Annotated in this window: 20 protein-coding genes and 1 riboswitch; of the genes, 7 read left to right on the top strand and 13 right to left on the bottom strand. The window is 36.1% G+C overall.

Annotation, left to right across the window (positions count from 1 at the left end; all coding sequences use genetic code 11):
• Positions 1 to 134: 134 nt before the first annotated feature.
• The 4 genes from lepB to dacB all read right to left on the bottom strand — a co-directional run bounded on the left by lepB (position 135) and on the right by dacB (position 4,962).
• Entirely contained in the window at positions 135 to 692 is a 558-nt protein-coding gene (lepB, locus tag ACIQZA_RS12825; protein WP_142506899.1) for a signal peptidase I, read from the bottom strand.
• A 364-nt stretch (positions 693 to 1,056) separates the two neighbouring features.
• A complete protein-coding gene (locus tag ACIQZA_RS12830; RefSeq protein WP_256469411.1) occupies positions 1,057 to 1,185 on the bottom strand; it encodes a hypothetical protein in 129 nt (42 codons plus the stop codon).
• 494 nt (positions 1,186 to 1,679) lie between these two features.
• The gene (locus ACIQZA_RS12835) at positions 1,680 to 2,615 is read right to left on the bottom strand and encodes an LCP family glycopolymer transferase (protein ID WP_400934876.1); all 936 of its coding nucleotides are present in this window, start codon (positions 2,613 to 2,615) and stop codon (positions 1,680 to 1,682) included.
• A gap of 913 nt (positions 2,616 to 3,528) precedes the next feature.
• Positions 3,529 to 4,962, bottom strand: coding sequence for a D-alanyl-D-alanine carboxypeptidase/D-alanyl-D-alanine endopeptidase (gene dacB, locus ACIQZA_RS12840; RefSeq protein WP_402881710.1), 1,434 nt, complete (start codon positions 4,960 to 4,962; stop codon positions 3,529 to 3,531).
• 169 nt (positions 4,963 to 5,131) lie between these two features.
• On the opposite strand from dacB, the gene ACIQZA_RS12845 reads away from it, so the two are divergent.
• Entirely contained in the window at positions 5,132 to 5,503 is a 372-nt protein-coding gene (locus tag ACIQZA_RS12845) for a hypothetical protein (protein ID WP_402881713.1), read from the top strand.
• 50 nt (positions 5,504 to 5,553) lie between these two features.
• On the opposite strand, the gene ACIQZA_RS12850 is transcribed toward ACIQZA_RS12845, so the two are convergent.
• Positions 5,554 to 7,287 (bottom strand): ABC transporter ATP-binding protein, encoded by a 1,734-nt coding sequence (locus ACIQZA_RS12850; protein WP_400934869.1) that lies wholly within the window; start codon positions 7,285 to 7,287, stop codon positions 5,554 to 5,556.
• Positions 7,284 to 9,026, bottom strand: a complete 1,743-nt coding sequence (locus ACIQZA_RS12855; RefSeq protein WP_142506903.1) for an ABC transporter ATP-binding protein — start codon at positions 9,024 to 9,026, stop codon at positions 7,284 to 7,286. The genes ACIQZA_RS12850 and ACIQZA_RS12855 overlap by 4 nt, the downstream gene beginning before the upstream one ends.
• Positions 9,027 to 9,561: 535 nt before the next feature.
• On the opposite strand from ACIQZA_RS12855, the gene ACIQZA_RS12860 reads away from it, so the two are divergent.
• The 5 genes from ACIQZA_RS12860 (at position 9,562) to ACIQZA_RS12880 (ending at position 13,597) form a co-directional block, all read left to right on the top strand.
• Positions 9,562 to 9,987, top strand: a complete 426-nt coding sequence (locus ACIQZA_RS12860; protein ID WP_402881716.1) for a VOC family protein — start codon at positions 9,562 to 9,564, stop codon at positions 9,985 to 9,987.
• Positions 9,988 to 10,798: 811 nt separating this feature from the next.
• Positions 10,799 to 11,161 (top strand): fluoride efflux transporter CrcB, encoded by a 363-nt coding sequence (crcB, locus tag ACIQZA_RS12865; RefSeq protein WP_402881718.1) that lies wholly within the window; start codon positions 10,799 to 10,801, stop codon positions 11,159 to 11,161.
• Positions 11,158 to 11,487, top strand: a complete 330-nt coding sequence (gene crcB / locus ACIQZA_RS12870) for a fluoride efflux transporter CrcB (RefSeq protein WP_400934864.1) — start codon at positions 11,158 to 11,160, stop codon at positions 11,485 to 11,487. The genes crcB (ACIQZA_RS12865) and crcB (ACIQZA_RS12870) overlap by 4 nt, the downstream gene beginning before the upstream one ends.
• A gap of 30 nt (positions 11,488 to 11,517) precedes the next feature.
• The gene (locus tag ACIQZA_RS12875) at positions 11,518 to 11,865 is read left to right on the top strand and encodes a hypothetical protein (RefSeq protein WP_400934862.1); all 348 of its coding nucleotides are present in this window, start codon (positions 11,518 to 11,520) and stop codon (positions 11,863 to 11,865) included.
• A gap of 237 nt (positions 11,866 to 12,102) precedes the next feature.
• Positions 12,103 to 12,210, top strand: a riboswitch (SAM riboswitch).
• Positions 12,211 to 12,316: 106 nt separating this feature from the next.
• Entirely contained in the window at positions 12,317 to 13,597 is a 1,281-nt protein-coding gene (locus tag ACIQZA_RS12880; protein ID WP_402881722.1) for a Na+/H+ antiporter NhaC family protein, read from the top strand.
• A 120-nt stretch (positions 13,598 to 13,717) separates the two neighbouring features.
• Here the strand turns inward: ACIQZA_RS12880 and ACIQZA_RS12885 are convergent, their stop codons facing one another.
• The 6 genes from ACIQZA_RS12885 to ACIQZA_RS12910 form a co-directional block, all read right to left on the bottom strand.
• Entirely contained in the window at positions 13,718 to 14,923 is a 1,206-nt protein-coding gene (locus ACIQZA_RS12885; protein WP_402881723.1) for an MFS transporter, read from the bottom strand.
• Positions 14,924 to 15,315: 392 nt separating this feature from the next.
• A complete protein-coding gene (locus ACIQZA_RS12890; RefSeq protein WP_400934854.1) occupies positions 15,316 to 15,474 on the bottom strand; it encodes a DUF3951 domain-containing protein in 159 nt (52 codons plus the stop codon).
• A gap of 387 nt (positions 15,475 to 15,861) precedes the next feature.
• The gene (locus tag ACIQZA_RS12895; RefSeq protein ID WP_402881725.1) at positions 15,862 to 16,407 is read right to left on the bottom strand and encodes a DUF2812 domain-containing protein; all 546 of its coding nucleotides are present in this window, start codon (positions 16,405 to 16,407) and stop codon (positions 15,862 to 15,864) included.
• Positions 16,407 to 16,724 (bottom strand): PadR family transcriptional regulator, encoded by a 318-nt coding sequence (locus tag ACIQZA_RS12900; RefSeq protein ID WP_402881726.1) that lies wholly within the window; start codon positions 16,722 to 16,724, stop codon positions 16,407 to 16,409. The genes ACIQZA_RS12895 and ACIQZA_RS12900 overlap by 1 nt, the downstream gene beginning before the upstream one ends.
• Before the next feature lie 138 nt (positions 16,725 to 16,862).
• A complete protein-coding gene (locus ACIQZA_RS12905; RefSeq protein ID WP_402881728.1) occupies positions 16,863 to 17,051 on the bottom strand; it encodes a hypothetical protein in 189 nt (62 codons plus the stop codon).
• A gap of 258 nt (positions 17,052 to 17,309) precedes the next feature.
• A complete protein-coding gene (locus ACIQZA_RS12910) occupies positions 17,310 to 17,618 on the bottom strand; it encodes an antibiotic biosynthesis monooxygenase family protein (protein WP_402881731.1) in 309 nt (102 codons plus the stop codon).
• Positions 17,619 to 17,709: 91 nt separating this feature from the next.
• Between ACIQZA_RS12910 and ACIQZA_RS12915 the strand changes: the two genes are divergently transcribed.
• The gene (locus ACIQZA_RS12915) at positions 17,710 to 18,396 is read left to right on the top strand and encodes an ArsR/SmtB family transcription factor (protein ID WP_400934846.1); all 687 of its coding nucleotides are present in this window, start codon (positions 17,710 to 17,712) and stop codon (positions 18,394 to 18,396) included.
• A gap of 36 nt (positions 18,397 to 18,432) precedes the next feature.
• Here ACIQZA_RS12915 and ACIQZA_RS12920 read toward each other — a convergent pair whose 3' ends face one another.
• Positions 18,433 to 19,323: a DMT family transporter gene (locus ACIQZA_RS12920; protein ID WP_400934844.1), complete on the bottom strand. Its 891-nt coding sequence runs from the start codon at positions 19,321 to 19,323 to the stop codon at positions 18,433 to 18,435.
• Positions 19,324 to 19,471 lie beyond the last annotated feature (148 nt).

The following is a 19,471-nucleotide window of genomic DNA, read 5'->3' on the forward strand; positions in this document are numbered from 1 at the left end:
AGTCACAGTGCCAAATGAAAAAAGCGAGGTATTCAACGATTTAATCGTTGAATACCTCGCAATGTGAAAAGATATAGACTTTTTCAGTGCCCTCCACAAGCGCTGCCTCTTTTTTCACTGAAAATCCCAATTATTTATTTTGGACCGATATGGAAACGACTAAACGGATATATTGTTAATTTAGCTTCACCATAGATGGCATCTTTAGAAATTAAGCCATAGTGGCGGCTATCAGAACTTTTCAAACGGTTGTCCCCCAGCACAAAATACATACCCTCAGGAACCTTTTTTTCATTTAATAATTGCTCTAATGTGAAATTCTCTGTAATACGTAATTGATTAGGATCATCGGTTTGACGATTCACATAATCTTCTTTATAAGCTTTGCCATTTACATACAAAACATCGTCTTTCATTTCAACTGTATCACCTGGTAGGCCAATTACTCGTTTAATATAGAGTTCATCTTCTGTTGGTGATTGAAAAACAATTTGATCAAAGCGTTCAATTTTGCTCATTTTACTTACCATAATAATATCTTTATCATGATAAGTTGGGTACATAGAAGCCCCTTGCACTTTAATCGGTGCAAATAAGAATTGCTTACAGCCTAAAACAACTATAGCTGTAATCACTATAATTTTAAGATAAGATATTAATTCTTTTTTGAAACTTGATTTCTCTTCTTGCATGCTCATTCCCCGATACTGTTTTTTTATAGTATAACATTTTTTACAGTTTATTGACGAATTAATCACATAAATTGTTCCAAGTTCACCAAAATGACTCATCAGCAAAACATGAGGTTGATTTTCTGTTCCGACTAGAGGCTTTCCAGGGGCATCGGGAGATCTACTTCTCTTCAGCTCCAGGGTCTCATCTATGACGCTTAGGTCAAATAGAAAACTGATCAGGTCAACCTAAAATCTAGGTCCCAAACAAACAAATTCGGTTGGTCCTAAACTAGGCTCCTACGATTTAACAAATGCCTTCCCTAAATTGATTATGAGCCACAAAAATAGACAAAGTTACTTTATAACTTTGCCTAGATGCATCCTATTCTTTTGTTTTCCGAGTATGAATGGTTACTTTGTGTAGTAGAGTGATGCTGCTATTAATTAAGTCGACTGCTAAACCAATACCTGCACGTACTGCAACTACTAATAAAATTGTGCCTATAATCAACACAATCACTCCCTCAACCATTTCTAATAAAATTATACAGCAATTTCCTGATTTTTCAAACACCCAATTCAAAACACTTATGCCACGGCATAATGCGTCCGAAATAGGCTATGTGCTTTGGCCTACATGATGGCATACACGATATCGATCATTTCAGTAATGCCACAGGACGTGGCATTCTTAGACTGAGTTCCTCTATTTTTTTGCGTGTTGGATACCTGCTGAAAAAAATAAAAAAACCATTCAACTAGGCATGCACCCTACCTGAATGATTTTTTTATTTTTCACATAAAAATTTTTAAACACAATAGTTGTAAATGTCGCATGGCTGAACTGACTCGACTTTTTTGAACCTTACGCTTAGGCACATAGCTTTGCATGCAATTGTTTAGAGCTGTATACCTAAGCACCTGGGTCCTCCCATTCATTGATCTCCCTCCCTTCATTGTCAATAGATTTACAGCTATCATACTCAAATTGTCACACCTAAGTTTTTATTGCAAACTGGCTTTTAATTCCGATTTTATTTTTTCTAGCTCTGTCTCTTCAGGCATGAAATACCATATATTATCAATCCTTTTACCATTTCCCTCTTTAAATGATAACTGATCAATATTACCATCCATTTTTTTATAAATACTTTGTAACTGGATTAAGTCCTTCATCGTAAAATTCATACGGACATTGTCTCCTACTACATCAAGCATATCTGTAGCCTTTAATAAAATAGAAGATGTCGAAGAGGCTTTTTTCAGAACTGCTTCAATAATTTGACGTTGTCGAATTTGACGACCAAAATCACCACGGGGATCTTCATAACGAATACGTGAAAAAATCAGTGCCTTATCACCATCTAAAGTGATCTCCCCCTTCGGATAATGGTAGGCGTTATAAGTTAAATCCATGTCGTTATCAATTGTTACCCCACCAATCGTGTCGATAATTTGTAGGAAGCCTTCCATATTAATAAATACATAATAATCAATTGGTATATCTAAAAAGTGCTCCACCGTTTTCACCGCCATTGGAACGCCTCCAAATGCATAGGCATGGTTAATTTTATCGACGGAATTATGTCCAATAATTTCTGTACGAGTATCTCGAGGTATACTGAGCATCTTCATCGTATGTTTTTCAGGATTCACGGTAATGACTATCATCGTGTCAGAACGGCCACTATCATTTTTACGTTCATCCACTCCAAGCATTAACACAGAAAACGGATCTTTTTTCGTAACTATTTTTTGTTCTTTATGTTCATCACCTGTCGTTTCAAGTAATGGTGTATTTATTTTATTCATCGTTTTTTGGATTGTATAATAAGCAGTACCTATAAAAATTAAAAAAATTGTTAATAAACTACCTACTATCCATAGCCAAATTTTCTTCTTGCTCTTTTTTTCCTTAGAGCGTTTCATATTTTTTTCCATACATAAGTCCTCTCTTGCAAAAAAATTTACCCCTCTTTTTGACGTTTTAAGTTGGAAAAAAGTTAATATAGTCTATATTATATGCATATTGGACGAAAAAAAGACGTACACTAGTATTTACTAAATGCACGACATCCTAATCTTTTTATTTATAAATACCCCCTCATTTATTTAGTGTCAGCTAACTTTATGACAAAAAACTTTATTTGATTCCACTATGTTTTATTTTTTTATCCGTAATTCAACTAATGAAACAGCTTAGCTTAAGAGTGTTGTTTAACTTGTGTTCAACAATCGGGGCAGATTGTTTATCAAGGAATTATACTATCCAGCCTGGCCCATAAGATATTTACTTTAATCATACGTATATTTAGTTAACTTCTCAAATTCTTTGTTTGAAATATGTCGATGAGAAGAAGATGAAACAGTATAATTGGTATTCTCTTTTTTGTCACCAGGTATACGAATAGTCATACGTATTAACTTGTATGGAGGGTTATGCGCACCTTCAAATCCGGTCACTCTTAATGTGATGTCATATGGATCGTTTCCAAATACCTTTTCTATTCTTCCATATTCGAATAACTGATGATCACCGTGGTTTTGCATTATATTAAGAATTGTTCCATCTAGGCTTCTTAGGAATGCCCTTTCCATCAGACTTGGGAATTGATTGGGTTGATTGGGTTGATTGGGTTGATTGGGTTGATTGGGGTATTACTTCAGTATCTACCAGCATCACTTTTCCAAATCATAGCTTTAATCATAAATAAAAGCTGAACTAATACAAAAATTAGTTCAGCTTAAAAATAGCTTTTTGTTTTCTAGAATAGCTTTTTTCATCATCACAAAAGCGAACTAGCGAGATTTTTACTTTTATCGTCTTTGCACATGCTCATTTAAGCAATTAAGCTTACATTTCATTTGCAATCTGTTTAACAATTTCATCAATAGTTGGGATGGCTGAAGTTTTATTCGCCTGTGTCAAAATACTAAAGATATACCACTTGCCACTTTTTCCTTTTACATATCCACTCAAAGAATATGTTCCAGAAATATAGCCTGTTTTAGCAGATACACTATAGCCCTTCATACGATTTTCTAAAGTCGCACCAACAAGGCTGCCCTTTCTTCCTGCATGCGGTAATGCATCTAAATATGAATTATACCAGGATTTACTTCGAATTTTATATAATAATAGACTTTCTTGCATACTATTAACTCGATTTTGATGGCTTAAACCTGAACCATCTTCAAAATACCACTGATCCATAGTAAGCTCATTATCACTACCATATGTACGAATTGCTTGGATGCCAGCCGACCAGCTTCCTTCCCCGAGTAACTCTCGTCCAAGTTGTTTTGTCAACATATCACCCATGCCATTAATGCTTAACTTTAAATATTTAAAGTTAATCTCAGTTAATGGCTTTGAATACGAAATACCCACTTGCTGTGCATTTTCAGGTACCTTCCCAGATTCAAGAGGCATTGTTTGGATACCTTTTGCTACTAATTTTTCCCGAAATACATCGAGTGTATATAGGGTTGGATTAAAGACCGTTACATATGTACTTTTCTGTGAATCTGCTGGTAAGTTACCCGTTACAATAATTCGATCTGTACCATATTCTCTTGTAATTTTCACAGTACTTTTCTCGCCCTTTTTAACAATTTTTGTGTTGTTAACAACCGGGATAGTACTTGCAAACGGAACAAGCTGAACATTAGCTGTAGTGCCAACCTTTGAGCCTGTCACTTTCACTTGCACATTTGCTATATCATATTGATCATTTGGCGAAATCGTTAACGCTGAAATACGTGAAGCATAAGGTTGATTCTCTTCTTGAGGTACAATACCCTTCGGTAAGCGATCTGCATCAAACCAAGTATCATCCCCGATTAAAGAACCCGTAATTTTAGAGATACCCATTTTTTTCAGGCCATTGGCGAATGACTCTAAATGACTAGGTAAAAGCGTTGGATCTCCCCCGCCCTGTAAATAAATATTACCGTAAAGTACACCATTTTCAATTGATCCATCGACATACGACTTCGTCGCAAAGCGATAATCTGGTCCTAATAAATCCAATGCAGCGGCACTAACTAAAAGCTTGTGCGTAGAAGCAGGACGTATCATTTTTTCACCATTATTATTGTAGAGCACATTACCTGTTTCTATATCTCGTACGGTAATACTGTACTCGTTGTTCTTCCAACTCTTCGCAATAATGCTATTCACTTTTGTTGTCATCATTTGCTCACTAGCACCTGCCTTCTCAACAAAGATGATGGTCGAGTAACAGACCATTAAAATCATTATTAAAAAATTAATTTTCTTTTTCATAGACCCTCCAATTGGCAAATTTCTACTTTTCACGCTTTTATTCTACGGAAAAAATTAGCATTTTACAATAAAACACTTTTTTATTTTACAAAATGTCATCTTTTTTATTCGACAAGAATAAACTGTAATAGCTAGCTAAATAAATTTCGGGAAAGGAGTTGTTTATTAAATGGGTGCTAAATGGATAAAGATTTCAGTTTTATATTTAGTGATTGTTATGGCCTTTGGACTGTTTATGCATTATACAAATCAACTCGACTGGAAGACGACACATGCACATATTGGTGTAGTAGGTTGGCTAACAACTGGTTTAATCGGCTTAATTTATTCTGTATATAAAGATGCCGCCGAGACAGGTTTAGCCAAAGCACAATTTTGGTTTTACAATATCGGATTGCCGTTCCTCTTAGTCGGTATGATGATGGTTTATATAGATGTACCACGCTGGTTATTTGAACTCTTTGTATCTGGTGGCGGTATCGCAGTGGCAATTTCAGTGCTGTTCTTTGTTGTCAATGTCTTTAAAAATATAAAATCTTAAATAGAAAGCCCCACTTTTTTCATAGAGTGGGGCTTCACGTATTCCATAAATTATTGCAATGAATTCGCCTGCATTTGATACATTTTTTCGTAAATGCCGCCCTGCGCTATTAATTCATCATGTGTACCACGCTCAACAATCTTACCTCGATCTAAGACAAGAATACGATCTGCATTTTTAATAGTAGAAAGTCGGTGAGCGATAATGAATGTTGTACGTCCTTTTTTTAGCACATCCATCGCATGCTGAATAATCTCCTCTGTTTCCGTATCTATATTAGAAGTAGCCTCATCTAAAATTAAAATAGCCGGGTCAAAGGCAAGCGCACGCGCAAAGGAAATTAACTGACGCTGTCCAGATGACAGTGTGCTCCCCTTCTCAATAACAGGCTCATCATAGCCATTTGGCAAGTTCGCTAAAACACGATCACCGCCAACAGCTTTTAATGAGGTTTCTATTTTTTCACGTGAAATTTTAGGATTATTCAGGCTAACGTTCGAAGCAATAGTGCCTGTAAATAAGTATGGATCCTGTAGAACAATGCCCATATGTTCACGCATTGTTTGGCGAGGAACCGAAGTAATATCAATGCCATCAATCGTAATTTTCCCTTTAGAAGGGTCATAGAAACGGAACAATAAGTTCATGATAGAACTTTTCCCAGATCCTGTATGACCAACTAAGGCAATGGTTTCACCTTGATGTGCTTCAAATGATAGGTTTTTCAATACGTATTCATCATTTTTATAAGCAAAGGAAACATCTTCGAACACCACATTCCCTTTATATCTAGGTAAACTTTTTTCAGATACTGGTTCCCCGTTAATATCTAACACCTCAAAGACACGCTTCCCTGCAACAAGTGAGCGTTCAAGCTGAGAAAATTGATTGACAATATTCGTTATCGGATTAAATAATCGCGTTAAATAATCGACAAAGGCATATAATGTCCCCGCAGAAATAACTTCCGTTGCTGTAAATGACTGTGTACCAAAGTAAAAAATAAAGATCGTAAACATAAGAAGTCTTAATGTATTAACAAGGTTGAAGGAAGTTGCAGAATCGAGGAAAAGCAGCTTGCGCTCGTATGCATAATGCTCATTATTCATGTCATCAAATTCCTTCGTCATTTGCTGCTCACGACGGAATGCTTGAATAATCGTCATCCCTTGAATTGACTCATTAATCATTGCGTTAATATCGGCGATTTTCGTTCTAATAACATCATTATATTTCGAAGCAACTTTACGGTATAAAATCATCCATAAATAAACGACTGGTACCATAGCCAGTGCTAGGAATGCCATTTTCCAATTTAAAATGAAGAGTGCGATATAAACACCCACAATAGAAATTAAACTTGTAACGAAGTTTGAAAGTACTTGAACGTATAAATTACGAACAGCCTCAGTATCATTCGTGACACGGGCTACAATTTTCCCTGCTGGTAAATTATCGAAGTATTGAATTGGCAATGTTTGAATATGCTCAAATACATCTTTACGTAATTTTTGTACAACACGGTTAGCACCCATTTGTAAATAGATATACATAAAATAGCGTAAAACAGCTGTAGCTATTGCTAAAAGTAAATAGACAACTAATAGCCAAGTAATTGGTTTAAATTCAATGCGGCCAATTGTCATGTAATTATCAATGATATGCTTCGCAATAAACGGCCCAACAAGCTCCGTAAAAACGGCGATTGTTAAGAAAAATAATCCAAGTAGTATCGGTTTTTTAAAATACATTGCATAGCGTGTTAAACGTTGACCCGTACTCATGAGGCACCTCCTTCTAGCTGCTGACGGTCAAATTGCTCTTTATACCATCCTTGTAGTGAAAGAAGCTGCTCATGTGTTCCCTGCTCTACAATTTGGCCTTCATCTAGCACGATGATTAAATCGGCGTGCTGAATTCCTGATAAACGATGTGTTGTAATAATCGTCGTTTTGTCTTGTCGTTCTCGCTGTATATTCTCAATAATTCTTGCCTCTGTTTTGGCGTCTACAGCAGAAAGCGAGTCATCAAGCATTAAAATTTCAGGGTCTTTAATAAGAGCACGTGCAATTGAAACACGTTGCTTTTGACCACCTGAAAGAGATACACCCTTTTCACCAACAAGTGTCTCTAAGCCCATTGGTAAATTTTTTAAATCCTTTTCAAAGTATGCTGCACGAACCGCCTGCTGCAATTCAGACTGTGTAGCATCCTCTTTCCCAAATAAAATATTTTCACGAATAGTACGTGAGAATAGAACATGATCCTGTGGAACATAACCAATCCAGTCGAGTAACTGCTCCTTCGTTTGTGCAGTAATATCGACTCCATCAATCGATAGCTGTCCTTCACCGATTGGATACTCGCGTAATAATTGTCGTAGGAAGGTCGTTTTACCCGCTCCTGTTTTACCGACAATCCCAAGTGTTTGCCCCTTTTTCAACGACAGCGAAATTTGCTGGAGATTTTTCACCTGACTCATTGGATATTGGAATGTTAAATCATCAAAGCCAATCGCACTTGGTGTTGAAATCATTTGGGGATTTGCAATATTTCGAACATCCATCTCGTAGTTTAGCGTTTCCTGTACACGATCAAGTGAAGCGTTGCCTTGCTGCATCACATTGATAAGTTCCCCAATTGCAAATATTGGCCAAACTGCTAGCCCCAAGTAAACATTGAACGTTACAAGCTGCCCAACTGTCATAGCCTCAATCGCTACTAAATGAGCACCATAGCCAAGCGCTACAACATAACTAATCCCAGTACCGACCTTTGTAATCGGTCCAAATAAGGCGTTAATTTTTGCAGTATGCATATTTTTTTCATACACAATCTCGCTCATCTCTGCAAAATTTGTTTCGTCCTTTTTTTCTTGTACGTATGCCCGTACAACCCTCACTCCTGCAACCGACTCTAGAACACTATCATTCAGCTCTCCAAAAACATCCTGCGCCTTCATATAGCGTTCATGCACAATCTTCCCTAAATATTGAATAAGGATGGCCATGATTGGTACTGGCAGCATTGCAAAAAAAGTAAGCTTCCACGAAATCATAAAACCCATGGCAAAAATAATAAAGCCCATGTAAATTGTGGAATCAATCAATGTCATAATCCCGAACCCAGCAGTCAGCGACACAGCGTTTAAATCATTCGTCGCACGGGCCATTAAATCCCCAGTACGATTTTTTTCATAAAAAGTTGGCGTCATACGCAAAAAATGCTGCATAAGGTTGCGGCGTAAAATTTTCTCTAAGTTAATAGCCCCTTCAAATAATCTGAATTGCCACACAAAATTAAGGGCATAACCCCCAATCATGATACACACGAAAATCAAAATATACTTCGTTAAAAGAGCTGGTGTCATTTCACCAGCAGTCAATATATCAATAATTGACCCTAGTAAATACGGTGGAACAACTTCTAAGCCACTCGCAATCATTAAGAGCGTAACGGCTATTGTATATTGCTTCCAGTATTTCTTGAAAAACCAGCTTAATTTACTTAAAACATCAAACATACGTTATAACCTTCTTTCTCAAGTGCTGTTAAAACTTTGCTACCCACTCTCCATAAATTTCTTGATGAAAATCATTTTTTGTACTTTGTTTCGCATACACATGCACTCCTTTTTTATGATCACTACAACACTTTTTTGCAACAAAAAAGACACATACTCCCAAAAAAAGAGCATGTGTCTCTTCATAAAAGGCAAGGAGTTACCCATGCCATTTATTTGCAACGCAAAAAAATGTTAGAAGACATGGACAATGTATGCAGTTGTACTTTGATATGATACTGGTAAAATTAACATCGTCATGCCCTCCTTTACTTAAGATTGTTATAGTGTTATTGAAGATTATCATACTTTAGAAATATTTGTCAACCAACTCACTGTTATTTTTTCTGTTTTTCAGGGAAAAATTAACGCTTTAAAGCGATGAATTGCTAAAATCCTAAAATTTAAAATAAAAAATCTATAACTTTTTGTATTGACTTTAACGCTGCGTAAACCTTTATGGTTAGTTTGTATTAACCTAAAGGAGGAAATAGACATGAATGAATTTTATCAAATGCCCTTATTTGTAAAGCTAAAAGTAAGAAATATTGAAAAGTCAAAAGAATGGTATGGGAATGTACTAAATTTCAATTCAGTATTTGATTTTTCAGATGCTAACGGAACAACTTCAATGATACATTTAAGAGGCGCAAAGTACCAAGATTTGATGTTATTACAGGATGAAGAAGTCAACACTTGTGACTCAGTCATTATTAATTTATTTTCTAGTGATATTCATAGTATTTATCAAGCTGCACTGGAAAATGAAACAAATATCATTCAAAAACCGACAGTTCAACCATGGAATGCAAAAGAATTAACTTTAGAAGATCCAGATGGATATGTTTTTACAATAACGGAAAGTGTCGATTCCAATAAAGACTTTGATACTGTCATTGACAATGTTAAAGGTCAATTATAGTAATAATAAATTATGACATGTTTGCAACAGCAAAAACACGTTACCTGTTACACTACTTGTGTTAAGTAGCTGGCAGAGTAGTAAAAAAGAATCAAGTTCAAAAAACGGTGAGTAGTATCCTTGATTTCTCACAATTTGACAATCGATTACTGTGTTAAATACAAATTTTTCAATTCTAGAAGACCCTAAACAAACAAATCTAGTTCGAAAGGGGCTTCCAGCAATTGATCGGAACAATTTTTAGATTTATCACCCAAATTTTTAAATTTATCGCTTAACTTTAATTTATCACCCTACATTTTTAACTTATCACCTAACGTTAATTTATCGCCCATCCTCCCAATAAAATTAAAGAATAGTAAACACGGAGACTGTCCCCTGCTTTCCAAAATCCATCTTTGCTACGCCAACATCCATCGGTGAAAGTTGAATAGAAGAGACACGAACGCCAAACTGAAACATCGTTTATTGTTTTGAACTTTACTGTGCGCTTTTCAAGGCATCAGCTCTATCGTTATTATTATTTTTGTATAATTGTTTTTTTCCGTTAGCGGGTTTTCTGTCAACGGATTAACCGTTGTCGGATTTCAATTGAACGTTGTAATAGTGTTTGAAATACTAAAGAGTTTCTTATTTAGAACTAAAATTTTGTTATGATATATGGACATGGACATTAACTACGAAGTATTTTGGAAGGAAAAATAAAAATCGTAAAACGGTGATATTTTCTATATATCTATAGAAAAATATCTAAAATGGTGTTCACATGATACACTTTTTAATATAGACATTTTAGTAAGGAGTCTTTACTTTGAAATCATTTTTAGCTGTTGGAATTGGCGGATTTTTGGGTGCCATCTGTCGATATAGCCTTGGTCTAGCACTTTCAAATAACGGTGGTTTTCCATTTGCGACACTTTGTATGAACTTAATTGGCTGCTTTTGTTTAGCGTGGCTATTTACTACGTTTACAAAGCGAACGCCTGTTATTATAGGAATTGGTACTGGCTTTTTTGGTGCCTTTACAACCTTTTCGACATTTTCTTTAGAAACACTATTACTTTTGCAGGATAGTAAATGGCTCCAAGCCGTTCTTTATATTTTAGCAAGTGTTTTTGGCGGTTTAGCTTGTGCATGGCTAGGATTTAAACTAGCAAAGGGGCGCATCGTATGATAATTATTGGCATCGGTGGATTTTTGGGTGCACTAACACGATTTTATCTAGGAAAATTGATTGTCCATACATACCCATGGGCAACATTTTTTATTAATATAACGGGGTCTTTTGCGCTTGGCTTTTTATTTGCGCTACATCCAAGTGATTGGATTTGGCATTTTATAGGGATTGGTTTTTTAGGAGCCTATACGACTTTTTCGACATTCGGTTTTGAATGTTTGACGCTCTTAGAGCAGCAAAAATGGAGACAAGCGATTGTTTATATAGGCATTACCGTTTTATTCGGTTTACTTTTCGCTGCTCTTGGCTTTTACCTTGTGTAGCCGCATTTTTAAAAAACTAGAGGTGATTTTTTGACACAGCCATCCATTAAACAATTACAAGCACTCGAAGCTGACATTGAACAAACACTATATAGTTTAATCGACCTAGAACTAGAAGAAAACTTTCCAGAAATGAATACACGCTTTGCACAATTACTTGCAAAGGTACAGGCGGTACAATTAATTGATTATAAGCTTGACGTCCTAGTTGACCCTCAAGCATTTGCAACAGAAACATGTACTCTACTACAAAGTTTAATAGAGGCAAAGGCTAGACCACAAAAAAGACAACGCCTCCTAACACATCGTATGATTTTAAAAATATGGCTACGTAAAAATCAACGCTTTATGACGGAATTTTTACCACAAATGTTTTAGGCGCCCCTACTTTTAAGGGCGCCTTCTTTTTCCCTTTTTAGTTGTTAAATCAAATTGTGCTGCGTTAGACTATTAAAGCCTTCAATAGCGGCACCAAAAATTCACACTTTCCTATCCTCTTACTTGTTCAATCTCCTTAATTAATATAGCTTTTAATCAAGCTTGATTAAAAATATGTTGCAAATATCGACTTTTTATTATAATATTTATTATTGTGAAAAAAAATAATATATTTGCTTCTTATCAAGAGAGATGGAGGGACTGGCCCGATGAAATCTCGGCAGCGGAACTTATGATTTAAGTTACTGTGCCAAATCCAGCAGGCAAAGGCTTGATAGATAAGAGGAGTGTTTTATAGATATAAGGCCTCTTCTTGTTGATACAAGAAGAGGCCTTTTTTCGTAAAAAGAATGGACAAAAGACGTGTCCAATTTTATTTTTGGAGGTAGACATGAAGAAAGAGAATCCATGGGCGCTGATCCCATTTGTTGTTTTTTTGATTTTATTTATTGGTTCAGGGGTTATTACAGGTGATTTTTACGCCTTCCCTGTTATTGTAGCCATTTCCATTTCAGGCGCTGTCGCTTTAGCGATGAATCGAAAAGAATCGTTTGCGCAAAAGGTTGATATTTTTTGCAAAGGCGCAGGAAATTTAAATGTCATGCTGATGGTTGTTATTTTTCTTTTGGCTGGGGCCTTTTCAGCGGTAGCAAAAGGCATGGGGGCAGTGGATTCCACTGTAAACTTTGCTTTATCGGTCGTTCCGCCAAATCTGCTTGTCGTAGGCTTATTCATCATTGCCTGCTTTATTTCCCTATCAATGGGTACATCGGTGGGGACGATTGTTGCGCTAGCGCCAATTGGAGTTGGCATAAGCGAGCATATCGAGCTTTCCATAGCTTTAGTAATGGCAGCAATTGTTGGCGGTTCAATGTTTGGCGATAATTTATCTTTTATTTCAGATACAACCATTACTGCCGTTCGTTCACAAGGTGCACAAATGAAGGATAAATTTAAGGTGAATTTTTGGATTGTGTTGCCGGCAGCTATTGTAACGAGCCTTATTTTAGGGTTCATTACAATGGGTGAAACTGCACAAGTGGAGCATTTAAGCTATAGTTGGGTAAAAATTGTTCCCTATGTTTTGGTCATTATTTTAGCGTTAGCTGGAATGAATGTTTTCCTTGTTCTGGCATCTGGGATTGTTCTCGCCGGGGCTGTTGGCTTAGCGGATGGCAGCTATCATTTAATGAGCCTTTTTCAAAAGATCGGCGAAGGAATGTCAGGCATGTATGAAATGGCATTCCTTGCGATATTAATAGCTGGAATGGTGGAGGTTATAAAGTTTAACGGAGGGATTGATTTTCTACTTCACCTTGCAACAAAAAGAATTAAATCGAAAAAAGGTGCTGAATTTGGTATTGCCGGTCTTGTAGGCCTAACTAATTTATCGACGGCCAATAACACGATTGCTATTTTAATTGCTGGTCCGCTTGCAAAAAATATTGCTGAACAGTATGAGATTGAGCCAAGAAAGTCCGCAAGTATATTAGATATTTTCTCCTGTACGATTCAAGGCCTTCTACCATACGGAGCCCAATTCCTGGCAGCCGCAAGTGTAGCCGGAATTTCACCAGTGAGCATGTTACAATACTCTTTCTATCCAGTTCTTATAGGAATTTGCGGAACCATCGCTATCCTCATCGGATACCCGAAAGGAAAGAAAGCCTAAGCTTCATACTTAAAAAACATTGATTTACCACTAAATTATTCCAATTGTTTTGAAATAATCAAAACAATTGGATTTTTTTGAGGCTATTCATTTTTTTGTGATAGAGATAATACCTAAAAGTTACAAATTACACTTTCTCATTAGTACTTCGTAACGTCTATATTTGACCATAAATCCAATTCCAAGAATAGGTCCAATCGCTAATATTGTAAAGACCCACTCCCAACCTATGATCCTCTGTATAATCGGGATTAGGTTTATTGAAAATATAGTAAGTAAGAAACCAATACACATTTGAAAAGTAAGGGCTGTACCTACATAATCAACATCGGCTATTTCTGAAACTGCAGCAGAAAATTGGGCGGAATCAGATATGATAGACATCCCCCAAATCATGGAGATTATTAACGTTAACCAAATATACTGCCCAAATGTAAAACCTATTACTAGCGAACAGATAGCACTAATAAACATAGAAATAATCGTTAAATTGGCTCTTCCGATTTTATCCGAGATTAGTCCTCCTATCACACAACCAATCCCTCCAGCAATTCCTATTGAAATAAAGGAGGATAATGCAATAAACCAATGAGGAATTTCTGGTGAATAAGTTAAAAAACTAGCTGTCAAAAAAGCTGGAAGCCATGTCCACATCGCATACAATTCCCACATATGCCCGAAATAACCGTAGTTCGCAAGCATTACCGGTTTATTCAAAACAACTTTTTTTATTAATTTTAAAGAGAAAGGCGATTTATTGGGTACAATCGGTGCATCTTCTAAAATATAAGTAACTATTATAGCCGATAATAAAGCCAATCCTGAAGTACTAATTATCACGAGTTTCCAATTTAACGAAGAGAAAAACATAACTACAAAATGTGGTAATGATGATCCTAATGTTAATGCAGCTATTAAGACTCCGATTGCAAACCCACGTTTTTGTGGAAACCATTGTGATAAAATTTTCACTGCTATTGGATAGACACCGGCAAGAGTTATTCCAGTTAAAATTCTAAGTAGAATACCTAAAAAAGCGTAATGGACTAGAATTAGTAAGACATTTAATATTGCGCCTAGAAAAACTGAAATCGCAAAAATCTTTCGGGAATTAAAGCGGTCCGCTACCCCAAAATAGGAACTAAACAATGATCCTATTACAAAGCCAATAGGAATAGCAGCTGAAAGCCAAGCTTCTGAATTGGAGCTAAGGTTCCAAATTTCAATTAATTCGGGTGCAATCACAGATGCACTAAACCACAAGCTTAATGCAAATAATTCTGATAATCCAATCCATACCAATGCTCTCCAAGAACCATGAATCATAATATCCCCCCAAAATAAATCCGAATAGTATGCTTTTACAAATTATTTAGAATAATAATCTTCTGCGAGTTCATATAAAGTAACTGTTTCAATCAGTCACGAGCGAAGTTAAGTTACGCAAAGCGAAAATGGAAGAGTTAACCTTCCCAAAACAAAATCATTCTTTGATCTATAAAAAAAGGGTAGATTGTCATTTACACAAAATTATTGACTATCCCTTGAATAAATAATACCAAATACAGGATAAAATTCCTTCACAAATCTTATTATCGATAAAAGAAAAATAATCTACTATTATCTCATATTGAAATAATAGTAGATTCTCATATTTTATACTATTAGTTATATGAAGCCTGCACCCCTACTGTTTGATGTTTGTAACCACCACTCACTTAATTGTCATGTTTACTTCCACCATCCATGGCATTATCAAATGGTGTATACGCCATAGTAGGTACTTTCTTTTTCACAAAAACGCGATATATTGCCCGAACCAAAATGCTTGAAAAAATCAGACTTACAATAAGCGCTATGCTATTCCCAATATTCATTCCATCATCCTATCCTTTCTCAACGAGTAGTAAGTTATGGTTTTTCTACTTTGCAAGTGTATTACCAATTAATGTAGGCAACTGTACTATTATATTGTCATCAAATATTGGACATGCCTAGTTTGTAAATATAATGATCTTAAATTTTAAAAGCAATTAGCTATCTATATTCTAATGTTCTACATATATTACTTCGACATTAAGTAAATTTTACCTGTGATTTAGTGTTCGTAGCACTACGATCTCGCACATAAAACATCATGTTGGACCAAGCGGCTCATCGAACACCCTAGTTGCAACGGAAATCACCCCCCATTTTGTATTTCATTGACATACTAATTTTCAACAACATGAAAAAACAGCTGATAAGCTTCAGCTGTTCGTTCTTTATATATGCTTGGATTTTAATCGTAGGTTTTTCCACATATGATAGTAAACTCCACCAGAAGTCATTACTGCAGGAACAGTAAAAACAAAGGAATATATAAATCCTTGGTCCGCAATATGTTGAATTGTTCCAGTGGTAAATGTCATAATTACCCACAAAACCATCGTTATAGCAAGAGCAATAGATGCTGCTAGGTTTACAGGCTTTGCAAGACGTGCTAATTTATCAATAGAAGACTCAGCGTCACTATAAATGGGTGTAGTTTCTGGTGCTGCCTTAAAAATATGCATATCAGTACTAGAACAAACATGTGTCCAGCCACCGTAAGCAAATAGCTCAAAATACTCCTCTTCTTCACTCTTCGGTAATTTACGATAATCAATACTAAAAATGACGTCTTGTGGTTCACCCTTCTCTAGACCATAGCCAGCACATCGAAATCTTTTTAAATGCCAACCTTTTGCCGCTTCTTCGCTTAATTTTTTCATATCGCGCTCCTCAGAAAAAGCTAACCCATATGATGCCATATATCTCTTATTTCGCATTATTTTTGCCCCCTTTGTAGTCCCTGCTCTGCCAACTGAATCATGACCTTTCTTCTTTCAATATCTTCAAGCAATATATCTCGACCTTTATCCGTTAAGACATAGACTTTTCTCCGAGAATCCGAATCACCATGTAGCTGAATAAGTTGTTCAGCTAATAGTTTTTTAATAATTGTATAAAGGGATGCAGGACCAACTACGAAAGTACCCTTTGTTGTCTCCTCTATTAAACTCATGACCGCATAGCCATGTCGAGGCTCCGTTAAGGCAGCCATAATATAAAAAACAGAATCAGTTAACTGCTCTAATGATTTCATTGTCTACACCTCCAATATATCATAAAACGATATATCACTAAATAATATAACATTTTATGATATATTGAGCAACTCTATAAAAAATCCCCTCACAAGTCGTTACTTGGAGGGGATAAATAATTCTTCGCTCTTTAATTATCACTGAATTGGGCGATTCCAACGTAGCTGATATCTGAACATTTCTGTTTTCGTGTCCTTATTTAACAACAAAAGCTCATCTCCTGTTTGAATCGCATAGTAGTTCTCTAATGTACGAACACCCGGATTTTTTTGCTCAGCGTTAACAACACCTATATTTTCTTCCCAAATAATGCGATGGTTTTTCATATCATATGATAATACGATATTATCTGCACTTTCTCGCTTCGTTTGTCGATAAGATACAATGGCTGTTTGTTGTTGCAGATCAACATCTAATACAGCTGAATCTAAATTCTTGTATACTTGTATGGCAGGTTCAGCTAATACATTGCTACTAAATTTTCGAACCTCTAAAACATCTGCCGCTGACGCGCAAAAAACAATATAGCTGTCGCCTTTCTTTCGCTACGGATAAATTGCCATAGGACATGGCGTTCGATTTAATTACATTATGTAAGAATAATCTTTTATGACTGTACAAATTTCCACATTGTACTGCATGTACCATTTTTCTTTTCCGAATTGCTGTGCTACTAGATGTTTTGAATTGTCTTTCCATGCCTGAATTGCCTCTAGTGATTCCCAATAGGATACTGTAATGCCTTTCCCTTCTGCATTTCTGGCACTTTCTACACGGAGAAAACCGGGCTGTTTTTGTGCTAGTTTATCCATCATTTCTGCCATCTTGGCATAGCCTTCTCCATCCTCGTCTGTTCTTTGTGATGTGAAAATTACGGCATAATATGTTTTCATAGCTATTTACTACCACCTTTTTATGTATTATTGTAAACGATAAATACTTATACGAAAATCGAAATATGGAGTACAGAAAGGACTGTGACAAATGGGTATTAATCCAAACATGGCTGAAATCGCTTCGCTTCTTGGGGAAACTTCAAGAGCTACGATGCTTGCTAGTATGATGGATGGTCGTTTTCACACTGCCAGTGAATTAGCTTATATGGCAGCTATTAAGCCCCAGACTGCTAGCTTTCATCTTGCAAAGTTAGTAGATGGTAAACTTGTGAAAGTAGAGAAACAAGGTCGTCATCGATATTTTCAATTAGCAGACGAAGAAATTGCTCATTTACTCGAATCTTTCTTAGCGATTTCTCCTCCACCTGAAGTACGCTCCCTAAAACAATCTAGCCAAATGAAACTATTACAGGGTGCTAGAACTTGCTATGACCATTTAGCTGGTAAACTAGGTGTTCAATTAACAGACTCTTTGCTTAACGCTGGCTATCTAAAGCTAGAAGAAAAGCAGTTTCTCATATCATCTGAAGGTGCACAATTTTTTACCGATTTCGGTCTTGATTTAGATGATTTAAAAAGAAAGCGTAGATCATTTTCCCCTGCATGTTTGGATTGGAGTGAACGCCGTTATCATCTAGCTGGTGCTCTTGGTCAAGGGATCCTTGCCCATTTATTAAATTTGGGATGGGTGACTCGTGTCCCGTCTATTCGTGCCATTAAAGTGACTGAAAAAGGACGGGCTGGCTTTAAAGAAGTTTTTCAGTTAGATGTTTAAACTAGCACAGTGCTCTGCCTTCTTTCCGCGGACAGACTATACTTGACGCTCCGCGGATACTTTTCTTGGGTAAGCCGTAAAGTTCCGATTCACTAAATAAATACCAGCAATAATAAACAGCCCTCCTACGATTAACGATGGTTTTAATGGTTCATGTAATAGTAGCCAGCCTGTTATCACACCGAAAAAAGGAGCTAAAAACAAAAAGGCACTCGTTTTTCCAGGATCACTATTTTGTAAAAGATAATACCAGCCGGCAAATTGAACAATTGACGAGAAAATGCTAAGCCATAATAAAATGAATACTGAATGAACATTCACAGTAAAAAATGGTTGTTCTAACACGAAACTTGCCATTAAAAGTAGTAAACCACCAAAAAGCATTTGATAGGCTGATAGCACCCATGTATCAAATAAAACACCCCATTTTTTAGCCAGTAATGTTGCAATTGCCCAAAAAACAGCTGAAAGAATACCAAAAAGAATGCCGATTTTCCCTTCAATCTGCATACCCATTGTAATCGTAACACCCATTAACCCTAAGAAAACACCACACCATTGATACAATCGGTAACGAGCTTTCGTAAATATTGTAGCAAATATGACGACAAGTAACGGATTCGTAAATGTTAGAATAGAAGATTCACTTGCCGTAATTGTCCGTAAGCTTAAAAAAATACAGCCCATTACACCCGCAGTTTGACATGCTCCAATCGTTAAAATTTTCATCCAGCCTTCTTTTGAAGTGGGATGAGGTCTTTTTATCGCTAATACGACGACAGCCATCAAAATCCCTGCCAGTATAAAGCGAAGTGCAGCCAATAACAGTGGAGATGCATAAGGCAATCCCAATTTAACAATGGCAAACGAAGATCCCATTAAAAATGTCGTTAAAACTAACAATACTGTAAATTTATAAATATTCATTATTTGTCCCCCTATTTCTATATTTAAGGACATTATAGATAGTAAAAGCTACAACTCTTATCGAAGTATGAAATACATATAGTGGAGGAAGTAACTTTTTCAGTTTCATGTCATTTTTAATGCGTATACTTAGTTGAATATAGGTACT

It is taken from the genome of Lysinibacillus sp. NPDC096382 (assembly GCF_044762845.1).
Classification (GTDB): domain Bacteria; phylum Bacillota; class Bacilli; order Bacillales_A; family Planococcaceae; genus Lysinibacillus.